Annotated in this window: 10 protein-coding genes; 9 read left to right on the top strand and 1 reads right to left on the bottom strand. The window is 44.2% G+C overall.

All coding sequences use genetic code 11. From position 1 onward, the window contains the following. Positions 1–13 precede the first annotated feature (13 nt). The 4 genes from WKT00_RS05690 (at position 14) to WKT00_RS05675 (ending at position 5874) form a co-directional block, all read left to right on the top strand. Positions 14–1183, top strand: a complete 1170-nt coding sequence (locus WKT00_RS05690) for a galactokinase (RefSeq protein WP_340261723.1) — start codon at positions 14–16, stop codon at positions 1181–1183. A 26-nt stretch (positions 1184–1209) separates the two neighbouring features. Beyond that, positions 1210–2700 (top strand): UDP-glucose--hexose-1-phosphate uridylyltransferase, encoded by a 1491-nt coding sequence (gene galT / locus WKT00_RS05685; RefSeq protein WP_340263032.1) that lies wholly within the window; start codon positions 1210–1212, stop codon positions 2698–2700. Positions 2701–2719: 19 nt separating this feature from the next. Further along, positions 2720–4282 (top strand): chloride channel protein, encoded by a 1563-nt coding sequence (locus WKT00_RS05680; RefSeq protein ID WP_101695314.1) that lies wholly within the window; start codon positions 2720–2722, stop codon positions 4280–4282. Positions 4283–4461: 179 nt separating this feature from the next. Further along, positions 4462–5874 carry an amidophosphoribosyltransferase gene (locus WKT00_RS05675; RefSeq protein WP_101694853.1) on the top strand — a complete coding sequence of 471 codons (1413 nt, stop codon included), beginning with the start codon at positions 4462–4464 and terminating at the stop codon, positions 5872–5874. A 97-nt stretch (positions 5875–5971) separates the two neighbouring features. On the opposite strand, the gene WKT00_RS05670 is transcribed toward WKT00_RS05675, so the two are convergent. Continuing rightward, complete coding sequence (locus tag WKT00_RS05670) at positions 5972–6472, bottom strand: GNAT family N-acetyltransferase (protein ID WP_340261719.1); 501 nt, start codon at positions 6470–6472, stop codon at positions 5972–5974. Positions 6473–6597: 125 nt separating this feature from the next. Between WKT00_RS05670 and WKT00_RS05665 the strand changes: the two genes are divergently transcribed. The 5 genes from WKT00_RS05665 to WKT00_RS05645 all read left to right on the top strand — a co-directional run bounded on the left by WKT00_RS05665 (position 6598) and on the right by WKT00_RS05645 (position 14569). Continuing rightward, the gene (locus WKT00_RS05665) at positions 6598–7302 is read left to right on the top strand and encodes an ABC transporter ATP-binding protein (protein WP_101694851.1); all 705 of its coding nucleotides are present in this window, start codon (positions 6598–6600) and stop codon (positions 7300–7302) included. A 5-nt stretch (positions 7303–7307) separates the two neighbouring features. Further along, entirely contained in the window at positions 7308–10616 is a 3309-nt protein-coding gene (locus WKT00_RS05660) for an FtsX-like permease family protein (protein ID WP_340263027.1), read from the top strand. A 154-nt stretch (positions 10617–10770) separates the two neighbouring features. Continuing rightward, positions 10771–12828, top strand: a complete 2058-nt coding sequence (gene htpG / locus WKT00_RS05655) for a molecular chaperone HtpG (RefSeq protein WP_101694850.1) — start codon at positions 10771–10773, stop codon at positions 12826–12828. Positions 12829–12989: 161 nt separating this feature from the next. Continuing rightward, positions 12990–13664, top strand: coding sequence for a response regulator transcription factor (locus WKT00_RS05650; protein WP_340261715.1), 675 nt, complete (start codon positions 12990–12992; stop codon positions 13662–13664). Further along, positions 13646–14569 (top strand): sensor histidine kinase, encoded by a 924-nt coding sequence (locus WKT00_RS05645; protein WP_340261712.1) that lies wholly within the window; start codon positions 13646–13648, stop codon positions 14567–14569. The genes WKT00_RS05650 and WKT00_RS05645 overlap by 19 nt, the downstream gene beginning before the upstream one ends. Positions 14570–14602: the final 33 nt, after the last annotated feature.

The following is a 14602-nucleotide window of genomic DNA, read 5'->3' as shown; positions in this document are numbered from 1 at the left end:
GGAGGATTTTGAAATGACCAAAGAACAGCTGATCGCAAAATTTAAAGAACTCTATGGCGCAGATGGGGAAGTACGCGCATATTTTGCACCGGGACGCGTGAACCTGATCGGAGAACATACGGATTACAACGGGGGACATGTATTTCCGTGTGCGCTGACACTTGGTACGTATGGAATCGTAAGAAACAGAGAGGATCGCAAGCTTCGTTTTTACTCCGCTAATTTTGGAAAATTAGGTGTGATCGAGACGAGTCTTGACGAGTTGGTTCCGGATGAGAAGGCAAATTGGACCAATTATCCGAAGGGAGTAATGTGGGCGTTTGAGAAGAGAGGGTACAAGCTTCCACATGGACTGGATATCCTGATTTACGGAAATATCCCGAATGGTTCCGGACTATCTTCTTCTGCATCTTTGGAAGTGCTGACAGGGCTGATCTTAAAAGATACCTTTGGATTCGACGGTGTATCCATGATTGATATCGCGCTGATCGGACAGGATTCTGAGAATAACTTCAATGGATGTAACTGCGGTATTATGGATCAGTTTGCAAGTGCAATGGGTAAGAAGGATCACGCGATCTTCCTGGATACCAACACGCTGAACTACGAGTATGCACCGGTGGTTCTTGAGGATGCGAAGATTGTGATTACCAACAGTAAAGTAAAGCACAGCCTGGTGGATTCTGCTTACAATGACAGAAGACAGGAATGCGAGACGGCGCTGAAAGAACTGCAGGAAGTAATGGATATCAAGACGTTAGGAGATCTGACAGAAGAGGAATACGAGGCGCATAAGGACGCTATTAAGGATCCAATCAGACAGAAACGTGCAAAACATGCGGTTTACGAGAATCAGAGAGCAATCCGTGCAGTAGCAGCGTTAAAAGATAACGATGTGGAATTGTTTGGAAAACTGATGAATGCATCCCATGAATCTTTGCGCTATGATTATGAAGTTTCCTGTGAAGAGATTGATATTCTGGTAGATCTGGCGCAGGCAATGCCGAGCGTATTAGGATCCCGTATTACAGGAGGCGGATTCGGCGGATGTACAGTCAGCATCGTGAAAAATGATGCAGTGGATCATTTCGTTGATGAGATTGGAAAGATCTATGAAGAAAAGGTCGGACACAAAGCTGAGTTCTATGTGGTAGATATCGGAGATGGAGCAAAGACATTATAGACGAAGAGAAGAAAGGAGAAGAGATGATGTTAAGTGAAAATATTAAAAAGCTGGTAGAGTACGGAATTCGCACGGGTCTGACACCAGAGTGCGAGAGAATTTATACCACCAATCTTCTGCTGGAACTCTTCCATGAAGACGATTATGCGGATGTAGAAATTTCTGAGGAAGAGATCGAACTGGAAGATGTGCTGAAGAACCTGTTAGATGAAGCTGCAAGCCGTGGTATTATTGAGGACAGTATCGGATACCGCGATCTGTTTGATACAAAGCTTATGAATTGTCTGGTTCCAAGACCGGCACAGGTACAGGAAACATTTGCAAAGAAGTATGAGGTTTCCCCGGAAGAGGCAACCAGCTATTATTATAAATTGAGCCAGGACAGTGACTATATTCGCCGTTATCGTGTGAAGAAGGATATGAAGTGGAAGGTAGACTCTCCATACGGCGAGATTGATATTACGATTAATCTGTCTAAGCCGGAGAAGGATCCGAAGGCCATTGCGGCGGCAAAGAATGCTAAGGCAAGCAGTTATCCAAAGTGTCTTCTGTGTGTGGAGAATGAAGGATATGCAGGAAGGCTGAACCATCCGGCAAGAGAGAATCACCGGATTATTCCGATTACAGTGAATGAAAGCTGCTGGGGATTCCAGTATTCTCCATATGTGTACTATAATGAGCACTGTATCGTATTTAACGGAAAACATGAGCCGATGAAGATAGAACGTGCTACATTTGCAAAATTATTTGACTTTATCAAGCTGTTCCCACATTATTTCCTTGGCTCTAATGCCGATCTTCCGATCGTTGGAGGCTCCATTTTAAGCCATGACCATTTCCAGGGAGGACATTATACATTTGCGATGGCAAAGGCTCCGATCGAAAAGGAAGTGGTAATTCCGGGATATGAGGATGTGGAAGCCGGTATCGTGAAATGGCCGTTATCTGTGCTTCGTATCAGAAGTAAAGACGAGAAGAGACTAATCGACCTGGCAGATCATGTGCTGGGGGCATGGAGAGGTTATACGGATGAGGCTGCATTTATCTATGCAGAGACAGATGGAGAACCGCACAATACGATTACACCAATTGCCAGAAAAGTGGGAGACGTATTCGAACTGGATCTGACACTTCGGAATAACATTACAACGGATGAGCATCCGCTTGGCGTATATCATCCGCATGCAGAGTATCACAATATCAAGAAAGAAAATATTGGTTTGATTGAGGTAATGGGACTGGCAGTACTTCCGGCGCGTCTGAAAGAAGAGCTGGAGATTCTTTCGGATTATCTGGTAAATGGCAAAGAAATCAGAAGCAATGAGAAAATTGAAAAGCATGCAGAATGGGTAGAGAAATTCCTTCCAAAATATGATAAGATAACAGAAGAGAATGTAATGGATATCTTGAAAGAAGAAGTCGGCATTACATTTACTCATGTGCTGGAAGACGCCGGCGTATATAAATGTACACCGGAAGGCAGAGAAGCGTTCTTGCGTTTTATCGGCATATTATAGGAGATGTGGAGGAATGGATGTGAAGAAGGATACATCCAGCACCATTAAGCGTGCACAGAGGTTTCAGGTAATATTAATAGGAGAAGGAATCCTGGTAGGAGGCATCGGCGGTCTGCTGGTGCTTCTCTATCGGTTGTGTCTGGAGGGGGCATCCAAAGGGCTGAATCAGATTCTTGATTTTATCGGACGGGACCCACTAAGGATCGCAGGATGGTTTGCGGTCCTTTTTGTAATGGCGTGGATAGTAAGCCGTCTGGTGAGGTATGAGCCGATGATATCGGGAAGTGGGATTCCTCAGCTGGAAGGAGAGATGGTAGGGAAACTGAATCAGAGGTGGCAGCGGGTGATTCCGGCCAAATTCTTTGGTGGTTTTCTGTGCCTGTTGGGAGGTCTTGCACTGGGAAGGGAAGGCCCCTCTATTCAGCTTGGGGCAATGGCCGGAAAAGCGGTATCTCAGGGACTTGACAGAGGAAAGACAGAAGAGAGGTTCCTGTTGACTTGCGGGGCCAGCGCCGGGCTGTCGGCGGCCTTTCATGCGCCGCTTGCGGGAGTTATGTTTTCCCTGGAAGAAGTGCATAAGAATTTTTCCGTGTCGGTGCTGGTATCGGTGATGGCGTCGTCTTTGACGGCGGATTTCTTAAGTTCGACAGTGCTTGGCGTGGATTCGGTATTCCAATTTGATATTCTTAAGGCTCTTCCTCAGGAATACTACTGGATGATTCTTCTGCTTGGTGTGGTGCTTGGAATTACAGGAGCTTTTTACAACTGGTTTACATTGAAGGCGCAGAGTGTTTATCGGAAGATGGAGAAAGTACCTATGGTGGTAAAGATGATGATTCCTTTTGGGTGTGCCGGGGTTTTAGGACTTACAGTTCCAAAGCTTTTGGGAAGTGGTCATGCGCTGATTGAGGAGCTTACCCATACGGAAATGTTATTGTCTACCGTCATCTTTATCTTAATCGGACGTTTTCTTTTCTCAGCGGTGAGCTTTGGCTCCGGTGCGCCGGGCGGGATTTTCTTCCCACTTTTGGTTATTGGCGGATTCATTGGCGGAGCATTTGCGACGGCGGGAGTTCAGTTCTTTGGGCTGGATCCAGGATATGTCAATAACTTTGTGCTGCTTGCCATGGCAGGATATTTCTCGGCCATTGTACGCGCTCCACTGACTGGGATTATTCTGATTTTTGAAATGACAGGATCATTGAGTCAGATGTTATCGCTGGCTATTGTATCGATTGTCGCGTATGTAGTGGCAACCCTTTTGAAATCCAAGCCAATCTACGAAAGTCTTCTGGAACGGATTTTGGGGCGTCAAGGAGAAGTGGAACCGGAAGGAAAGGGAGAAAAGATTCTGACGAATTATGTCGTGCATCAAGGATCACGGGTGGAAGAACAGCGGATCAGCGAAATTGAATGGCCGGATAATTGCCTGTTAGTAGTAATTCAAAGAGGATCGGAGGAATTGATTCCAAGGGGCAGAACAAAACTTCAGACTGGGGATGTAATCGTTACCATGACAGATGACCGGGACGGCGTTATGGTGCAGGAGCAGATGGAGAAATTGTGTCGGGAGATGTTTTAGCGGATTTTAGCACCGGGAGAAATATGCATTGTATTTTATGAGATACGGTGTGAAAAGAATTAGACATGAGACCGGTCGTGTGGTACAATTTATTAGTGGTATATATATATCGCAGAGAAAGATAATTAAAATTAATAAAACAAAAGCAAAAAACAGGAGCAAAGAAAAGGAGAATCATAATGGGTGGTTTTTTTGGAGTAGCATCAAAAAATGATTGTGTACTGGAGCTGTTTTACGGAGTCGATTATCACTCTCATCTGGGAACCAGACGTGGAGGAATGGCAACTTATGGCGAGGAAGGATTTAACCGTGCAATTCATAATATCGAGAATTCACCGTTTAGAACCAAGTTTGACAGGGATGTAGGGGAGATGCATGGAAATCTCGGAATCGGCTGTATCTCAGACTTTGAACCACAGCCGCTTTTGATTCAGTCGCATTTGGGAAGCTTTGCCATTACGACAGTTGGAAAGATCAACAATACCGAAGAGCTTTTGGAACAGATTTACCGGGATGGACACTCTCATTTCCAAGAGATGAGCACTGGGCAGATCAATGCGACGGAGCTGGTGGCATCTTTGATTTGTAAAAAGAGTTCTATTGTAGAAGGAATCCGATATGTACAGGAGAGCGTAGATGGATCCATGTCCATTCTGTTGATGACGGAAGAAGGTCTTTATGCAGCAAGAGACCGATATGGAAGGACACCGGTAGTCATCGGCTGTAAGGAAGATGCTTATTGTGTATCCTTTGAAAGCTTTGCCTATATTAATCTTGGATACCAGGATTATAAAGAGTTGGGACCGGCAGAGATCGCCTTTATCACTCCGGAAAAAGTGGAAACAGTCAGTGAACCAAGAGAAGAGATGAAGATCTGTTCCTTTTTATGGGTATACTATGGGTATCCGACCTCTGCATATGAAGGACTTAATGTAGAAGAGATGCGGTATAAATGCGGAAGTATGCTGGCGAAACGGGATGGTGACAGCGTGCAGCCGGATATCGTAGCAGGAGTGCCGGATTCAGGAATTGCCCATGCGATCGGCTACTCTAATGAGGCGGGAATCCCGTATGCAAGACCGTTTATCAAGTATACGCCAACCTGGCCAAGATCCTTTATGCCAACCAATCAGAGTCAGAGAAATCTGATTGCTAAAATGAAGTTGATCCCGGTAAAAGCGTTGATTGAGAATAAGAAGCTGCTTTTGATCGACGATTCTATCGTTCGCGGAACACAGCTTCGAGAGACGACAGAGTTCCTGTATCAGAGCGGGGCCAAGGAAGTGCACGTAAGACCGGCATGTCCGCCGCTGCTGTTCGGTTGTAAATATTTGAACTTCTCACGGTCTAAATCGGAGATGGATCTGATCACCAGACAGGTGATCCGGGAACTGGAAGGCGGAGAATGCTCCAGGGAAGTGCTGGAAGAGTATGCGGATCCGTGCAGCTGCAAATATGAGCAGATGGTAGAAGAGATCAGAAAACGTCAGAACTTTACGACACTTCGTTATCATAGATTGGATGATCTGATCGCTTCCATTGGATTGGAGCCTTGTAAAATATGTACGTATTGCTTTAATGGAAAAGAATAGCCACGAAGGCATTGAGTCTTGTAATGACTAAAAAACCAGTGAATGAGCACAAATGCTCATTCACTGGTTTTTTGCTGTTCACTTTCCTGTTATAGATCTAAATTTCATACATCAGGATATAATCATCCATAACGAATCCATTTCCGATATCTGCAACCTGTTCATCTACGATTCGAAAGCCCAGATGATCATAGATTGCAAGTGTAGTATCATTGTGTTTATTGCAGGTCAGCCAGATGCAGTTAAGACCACGGGTCTTGCAAAGAGCAACGAGGAATTTCAATGCTTCTGTTGCAAGATGGTATCCGCGGAATTGTTCATGGATGTATAGTTTACTTAAGAACAGGGCGTGGTCCTTTTCGTGAATGCCGGCATACCCAGCAAGTACACCGTTTGCCAGACACTGGAAATATTCATAGCCGTCTTGCTCGATCTGTGCTTTGATAGCAGAATAGGACTGGAATTTTGTAAGCATGTATTCCACCTGGTCTTTACCGATGATGGGGGTGAAGTGCTGGCGCCAGATCTGAGAGGCCAGAGCGGCAGTTTCTCTAATTTGTTCGTCTGTTTCCACTGCAATGATTCTTGTTACAAACATAAGAGTTCCTCCTTGTTCCAAAAATGATTTTTATAATAGTTTTATAATTTGTCTATCCTTTTTTCTTTATTATACGTGGTATAATAAAAAGATACAAGAAAGGTTTTTTGGTTCGGAGGGGAGTCATGAAAGATTTTGTAAAATTGGAAAATGTGAAGAAGCGTTATCAGATGGGAGAAGTCGAGATTATGGCGGCGGACGGCATCGATTTTTCTATAAAAAAAGGAGAATTTGCAGTGGTGGTAGGTCCCAGTGGCGCAGGGAAAACTACCGTGCTGAATATTCTTGGAGGAATGGATACTGCTACGGAAGGGAAAGTTCTGGTGGATGGAGCTGATATTGCCGGATATTCCCAGAAAAAGCTGACCGGATATCGGCGGGATGATATCGGATTTGTGTTTCAGTTCTATAATCTGATTCCGAATTTGACGGCGCTTGAGAATGTGGAATTGGCTCTTCAAATCTGCAAAGATCCGATGGATGCAAGAGAAGTGCTGGAAGAAGTAGGTCTTGGAGATCGCCTCTATAACTTTCCGGCACAGCTGTCCGGAGGGGAACAGCAGAGAGTCTCTATTGCCAGAGCGCTGGCTAAGAATCCGAAGCTTCTTTTGTGTGACGAGCCGACGGGAGCGCTGGATTACAATACAGGGAAATCCATCTTGAAGCTTCTGCAGGACACCTGCAGGAAGAAGGGGATGACGGTAATTTTGATTACTCACAACTCAGCAATTGCGCCAATGGCAGACAGAGTCATTAAGATTAAGAATGGAAAAGTTTCCAAAATTGTGGAAAATGAACATCCGGTACCGGTGGAGACGATAGAGTGGTAATGCGTATGGGAACAAAAGCGACACGAAAAGATTTTTATATGGAAATACGGAAAAGCCCGGGGCGATTTTTGTCCATTTTATTTATTGTGGCGCTGGGAGTAGCGTTCTTTTCAGGGATCCGTGCCTCGGAGCCTTCCATGCGTCTGACGGGTGATTCTTATTATGATCAGGAAAAATTGATGGATCTGAAAACAGTTTCAACTTATGGAATCACAGAGGATGACTTAAAGGCGTTTCAGAAAGTGAATGGCGTTGCAGCGGCAGAGGGAGCTTATAGTGCGGATTTTTTGAGCACAACAGGAGAGAATCAGCAGGTTCTTCATGTCATGTCCTTGCAGGAGAAGATGAATCAGGTGACCGTCAGTGAGGGAAGACTTCCGAAGAAAGCGGGGGAGTGTCTGGCTGATGATGAAATGGGATATGAGATTGGGGATATCATTAAGCTGGAATCAGGAACGGATGCACCGGTGTCTGATACACTGAAAGAGGAAGAGTTAACGGTAGTGGGACTTGGGAACAGTCCCTGCTATATTTCTTTTGGCAGAGGCAGTACCACGATTGGAACTGGAAGCATAGATGGCTTTTTGGTGGTGCCGGATAGTACGTTTGTACTAGAGGTTTATACAGAAGCCTATCTTCAAGTAGAGGAAGCCAGAGAACTGACTGCTTACACCGATGCTTATGATGAGCGGGTAGAGGAGGTAATGGAGAAAGTAGAAGCCATTACGAAAGAGCGGGGACAGATTCGCAGGCAGGAATTGGTGGATGAAGTCAATGAGGCCATCACGGAGGCGAAGGAGGAACTGGAGGCCGGAAGAACAGAAGCAGAGACAACTCTTGCAGATGCCGAGGCGCAGATTGCAAGCGGGGAAAGCCAGATTGCAGCGGCGGGAGCGGAGATTCAAAGCGGAAAGAGTCAGATTACCGCTGCCCGATCGACGCTGGAGGCAAAGCAGCAGGAGATAAAAGAAGCAAAGGCGCAGTATGACGCGGGTATACTGGAATGGAGTAATGGAAAGACCGCGTATGATCAGGCAGAGGCCGCTTTTTTGCAAAAGAAAGCGGAGACGGAGCCGCTTTTGGAGGCGGCAAGAGCACAGGTGACGGAGCTGGAGGGACGGATTCAGACGCTGCAGGGACAGTTGTCCGGTGTACAGGAAGCAATAAGGCCTCTGGAGGAAAAAGAAGCTTCCGGGACTCTTACTTCAGATGAAGAAAAGCTTCTGGAAGGCTTGCGGATGCAGGAAAGTACGTTAGAGGGAGCGATTACTGAAGCCCAGAACGGATATAACACGTTAAATGCAAAAGTGACAGCTGGGCAGCAGGAATTAGACGCGGCGTCGGCGCAGCTTGCAGGAGTGAAAGCGGCATTGGATGCATCGCAGGCTCAGCTTGCGACGGCGTACAGTCAGATTCAATCCGGCCAGAGTCAGATTCAGGCGGGATATGCAGAGCTTGGAAGTAAGGAAAAGGAACTGGCATCTGGGGAGACAGAGCTTTTGGCGTCTCAGGAAGAGCTTTCGGAAGCGAAGAGAAAAGCGGAGGAAGGGCGCATAAAGGCAGAGGAAGAGCTTGCAGAAGGGGAACAAAAGATTGCTGATTCAGAGGCGGAAGTTCAGAAGATTGAACTTCCTAAATGGTATCTTACCGATCGCAGTTCCCTTCCGGAATTCGCAGGATATGGGGAGAATGCAGACAGAATGCGGGCGATCGGAAAGGTGTTTCCGGTGATCTTCTTTTTGGTGGCAGCGCTGATAAGCTTGACTAGTATGACTCGTATGGTGGAAGAACAGAGAACGCAGATCGGAACCATGAAGGCACTGGGATATGGGAAATTTACGATTGCGTCTAAGTATTTGGGTTATGCTCTGCTGGCATCAGCAGGAGGAAGTGTGATCGGTGTTCTCGTAGGAGAGAAGGTTCTTCCTTATATCATTATCTATGCCTATGGAATTATGTATCACCATATTCCGGAAATATTAGTACCGTATCATGTGGGATATGCGTTGGCGGCCTCCTTTGTGGCAATTGCGTGTACGTTAGGAGCGACAATGTTGTCTTGTTATCGGGAAATGGGAGCGCAGCCAGCAGTGCTGATGCGTCCGCCGGCGCCTAAGAACGGGAAAAGGGTGCTGTTAGAGAGAGTTGGATTTATCTGGAAACATTTAAGCTTCATCTGGAAATCAACAGTACGCAACTTGATGCGATATAAAAAGCGGTTCTTTATGACGATTTTTGGAATTGGCGGCTGTATGGCGCTGATGCTGGTTGGATTTGGACTTCGAGATTCCATTTTTGAGATTGCAGACCTTCAGTATGCACAGATTCAGACCTATGACGGAAGTATTTTCCCGGAAGAAGATTTGACAGAAGCAGAAGAAGCCGAACTGGAGAAGTCCCTTTCCAAAGACCCGGATGTCAGTCGTTTTATGAACGCAACAATGATGAATGTAACACTGAAGCATGGTGAGAAAGAACGAGATGCGTACCAGTGTGTATTTGCGGATCCGGGAGAGGTAGAGAAATACGTGAATTTCCGAGATCGGAGAACGAAGAAAGCTTATGAATTGACGGACGAAGGCGTAATTTTAAGTGAAAAAACGGCGAAGCTTCTTAACGTGGAAGCGGGTCAAAAGATCGAGATTAAGGATGAGGCGGCAGGAAATCCCAAAGTGAAGGTAACGGCCATCTGTGAAAACTATATGGGACATTATATTTACTTTACGCCTGCATGCTATGAGAAGGTCTATGGAAGAATCCCTGAGTATAACTGCCTGTTGTTCGCGGCAAAGGATTCCTGTACAAAAGAGGAGCTTGAGAAGGCGGGCGAGGATATCTTAGCAAGGGATGAGGTACTTAGTGTCAGCTATATGCATGAGATTGAGAAGCAGTTAAATGAGATGTTAAAGAGCTTGAATCTGGTGATTGTGGTGCTCATTATTTCAGCGGGAATGCTGGCCTTTGTGGTGCTCTATAATCTGAACAATATTAATATAGCAGAGCGGCAGAGAGAACTGGCGACACTGAAGGTTTTGGGCTTTTATGATAAGGAAGTTGGTGCATATGTATACCGGGAGAATATTCTGCTGACTTTCATCGGTGCGCTGGTAGGAGCTGGACTTGGAAGGATTCTGCATCTTTTCATTATTCAGACGGTAGAGGTAGATGCAGCAATGTTTGGAAGAAATATCAATCCGCCGAGTTATTTGTACAGTTTGTTGTTTACCATTGCATTTTCGTTGATTGTAAATGGAGTCATGTACTTTAAGCTGAAGAAGATTGATATGGTAGAGTCCTTAAAGAGCATCGAATAGAGTTTATAAAAATTTTATAGTTTTCATTCAATTATTAGCACTCTTTGATAAAGAGTGCTAATTTTGTGTTGACTTTTAGGCGGACGCGTATTATCATATCCATTAGATAAAAAGGCGGAAGGTTCGCCTTAATATAAAAATAGGAGTGATAAATATGGCAGCAAAAAAGGGTAGTTTATCAATCAGTAGCGAGAATATATTTCCAATTATTAAGAAATGGGTGTATTCCGATCATGACATCTTTATTCGTGAGATGATTTCCAATGGATGTGATGCGATTACCAAGTTGAAGAAACTGGATATGATGGGAGAGTATCAGATTCCGGACGATTATAAAGCATCCATTCAGGTTGTAGTAAATCCGGAAGAAAAGACATTGAAATTTATTGATACCGGATTGGGAATGACTGCGGATGAGGTTGAAGAATATATTACACAGATTGCATTTTCCGGCGCAACACAGTTTTTGGAGAAATATAAAGATAAAACAACAGAAGACGATATGATCGGTCACTTTGGACTGGGATTCTACTCTGCATTTATGGTAGCAGATGAGGTTCATATTGACACCCTGTCTTATAAAGATGGAGCGACAGCGGTACACTGGGTCAGCAACGGGGGTACCGAGTATGAGATGGAGGATGGAACCAAAGAAGGGGTAGGTACGGAGATTACCCTGTATCTGAATGAGGACAGCATTGAATTTGCGAATGAATACCGTGTTCGAGAGGTATTGGAGAAATATTGTTCCTTCATGCCTGTAGAGATTTTCTTAAGTAATGCGAATGCAGAGCCGGAGTACGAGACCATCGACGAGGCAGATTTAAAAGAGGATGACGAGGTGATCGAGCACATCCACGAAGATGCCAAGATGGAAGAAAAAGAAAATGAAAATGGCGAAAAAGAGATGGTAGAAGTTTCTCCTGCCAAGGAAAAGGTGAAGATTAAGAAGCGCCCGGTATCTATCAGCGACGTTCATCCACTGTGGGCAAAACACCCGAATGAGTGCAGTGATGAAGATTATCAGGAATTCTACCGCAAGGTATTCTTAGACTACAAGGAGCCATTATTCTGGATTCATCTGAATATGGATTATCCATTTAACCTGAAGGGAATCCTGTACTTCCCAAGAATCAACACAGAATATGATTCCATTGAGGGAACGATCAAATTATATAACAATCAAGTATTTATCGCAGACAATATTAAGGAAGTGATTCCTGAGTTCCTGATGGTATTAAAGGGTGTCATTGACTGTCCGGATCTTCCATTGAACGTATCAAGAAGTGCGCTTCAGAACGATGGATTTGTGACAAAGATTGCAGATTATATTGCAAAGAAAGTTTCCGATAAATTGTCTGGTATGTGTAAGACCAAACGGGAAGAATATGAGAAATATTGGGATAATATCAGTCCATTCATCAAATTCGGCTGCTTAAAAGATGAAAAGTTTTGCGATAAGATGAAAGATGCAATCCTGTTCAAGAATTTGGATTCTAAGTATCTGACGCTGAAAGACTGTATCGAGGAAAATGGCGGAGAAACCGTAGAGCCAAATGATCATCAGGGTGAAAATGCCGAGAATCCAGATGATAATAAGGTGGAAGAGATCAAGACTACGATCTATTATGTTACGGATGAGGTTCAGCAGAGCCAGTATATTAACCTGTTCCGTAACCAGAGCAAGGACGCAGTGATCTTGAATCATAACATTGATTCTGCATTTATTACCCAGTTAGAGCAGAGAAATCCAACGGTTCGTTTCCAGAGAATTGATGCCGATGTAACGGGAGATGTTAAGGAAGAGATCAGTGAGGAAGAAAAGGAAGCATTCAAGAAGACATCTGACAGCCTGATTGAGATCTTCCGCAAAGAGCTTGGCAATGACAAGCTGGATGTAAAGATTGAGAAGCTGAAAGATGACAGCGTGGCATCCATGATTACCCTGTCTGAGCAGAGCCGCCGTATGCAGGAAATGATGAAGATGTATGGCATGGCAGGAATGGATATGGGAATGGAGACAGCGCTGATTCTGAATGCAAATCATCCACTGGTACAGTATGTGGCAGAGCATCAGGAGGATGAGCATGCAGGTGTGATCTGTAAACAGCTTTATGATTTGGCAATGCTTGCGCACAAACCGCTGAATCCGGACGAGATGACCGCTTTTGTAAAGAGAAGCAATGAGATTATGATGCTGCTTACAAAATAAGTTCCGTAAATTTTATAACATATAAAAATATAGCAAACGAGAGTAGCAAGAAAAGGATTTCTTGTTGCTCTCGTTTTTTTGAATTGAAAATGCCATGAGAAAGTTGTAAAGTGGAGAAAGAAAAGTAAGAAACATATCAGAACGTCAAGAGGTAGATTTTCATGCAGACCATATTACTAGTAGAAGATGATTATGAATTAAATGAAAGTATTATGTATATGCTTCGGCAGGAACGATACGAGGTGTCTTCTGCATACTCCATAAAAGAGGCGAGGGACAGATATCACGAGCAGGAGCCGGATCTTATCTTGTTGGACGTAAATCTTCCTGATGGGGAAGGCTTCACGTTTTGTAAATGGGTGAAGGAAAAGAAGGACGTTCCTGTTTTGTTTTTGACAGCCAGAGATTTGGAGGAAGACGCGCTCTTGGGGTATGAGCTTGGCGCAGAAGATTATGTGACCAAACCATTTTCCATGAAAATTCTGTTGAAAAAGATTCGCGTCATGCTAAAGCTTGTGTCCGAGGAGGAAGACAACGTATTTGATGACGGATATCTCAGGGCAGATTTGTCGAAAGCTAAGGTGGAAGTAAATGGGAAGCCTTGTTCGCTGACGCCTACAGAATTTAAGCTTTTGCAAGTCTTTCTGGAGCATAGGCGCCAGCTTCTCACTTACAATGTTTTGTTGGAGCGTTTGTGGGATTGTGACGGCCAGTTTGTAGATAAACATACGCTGGTTGTAAATGTGAACCGTCTGCGGGGAAAGATTGAAGATACGCAGCACAAATATATTTCAAATGTATATGGGATGGGATATCAATGGTTGGATTTATCATAGTGATTATATGTTTATTATTGTTAATTATTTTATTGTTATATAAACTTTATAAGCAAAAGAAGGATGTTTATGATTTCGCCGACCGTCTTGAAAGACATCTGGATGATCTGCTTTCTGACAAAGAGATGGAAGACGCAGAAGATATGGAAGACACCTTATATGGAAAAATCAATGAGAAGTTAGGCAGACTTTCGAAGGTATGGAAAGTAAGGCAGGATGCCAACCGAAAGCAAAAGGAGACCATTAAAGAGTTGATTTCTGATATTTCCCATCAGACGAAGACACCGATTGCCAATCAGAAACTTTATCTTGAAATTTTGTCTAAGGAACTGACTTCCAAGCGAGGGCAGGAATATCTTGTGAAAATGGAGAAACAGATTGATAAGCTTAATTTCTTATTTCAGAATATGGTGAAGATGTCGAGACTTGAGACTGGAATTATTCTCATTAAGAAAGAAAAGGAGGATCTGGTACAGACACTTTCACATGCGGTAGCTCAGATTGTACCTCTGGCAGCAAAGAAACAGATTGAAATATCGGTGGATGCAGAAGGAAAATTCCCAATCTGCCATGACAGAAAGTGGACGGAAGAAGCGATTTTCAATCTTTTGGATAATGCAGTAAAATATACAGAGGCAGGAGGAAAGATTCATATTGAGATCAAGCCTCAGGAGATTTTTACAAGGCTTAGCATTCGAGATACAGGAAAAGGGATTGCCACAGAGCGGCAGGCACAGATTTTCACTCGCTTCTATCGGGAACCGGAGGTACATGAACAGGAGGGTATCGGAATCGGACTTTACCTTGCAAGACAGATTATGGAATTGCAGAACGGATATATTGAAGTGCGCTCAGAGGTAGGGCGAGGGGCAGAGTTCAGGCTGTATTTTCCGAATGAAGGATAAAAAGGACAGAAAAAAGATAGAAAAAATCACAAA

Origin of the sequence: Dorea sp. ICN-14282, assembly GCF_037890115.1 — a bacterium.
GTDB classification, from domain to species: Bacteria; Bacillota; Clostridia; order Lachnospirales; family Lachnospiraceae; genus Dorea_B; species Dorea_B phocaeensis.
This window is presented reverse-complemented; position numbering and strand designations above follow the sequence as displayed.